This is a genomic window from Bacillus sp. SIMBA_026 (assembly GCF_046535335.1).
Taxonomy (GTDB): Bacteria; Bacillota; Bacilli; order Bacillales; family Bacillaceae; genus Bacillus; species Bacillus velezensis.
Window position 1 is genome coordinate 1 of record NZ_JAWRWX010000532.1, and the last position, 231, is coordinate 231.

Sequence of the window (231 nt, forward strand, 5' to 3'; positions counted from 1 at the left end):
GTCCACGTCTCCGGCTCCGGGACACGAGTGAAGGATCTGGCCACCTCGATAGCGGCGCTATTGATCGCTGAAGGACGCAACGTGGGTCTGATTCCGGTCACGGACCCGACCCGGGAGGCGTTGACTCGTGGCAGGCTTTCCCACGTCTATCAGAACTATGTCCGGGCCGAAACGCACGCGGCGGCAAACACTGCCCTCATAGAGGCGCCAAGCAAAGTGCCGATCGCCCAG

1 protein-coding gene is annotated in these 231 nt (G+C 62.8%); it reads left to right on the forward strand.

Annotated features, from left to right (window positions below; translation table 11 throughout):
• On the forward strand, positions 1 to 231 hold a 231-nt coding region (locus SB847_RS22430; protein ID WP_410578983.1), incomplete at both ends, for a Tn3 family transposase.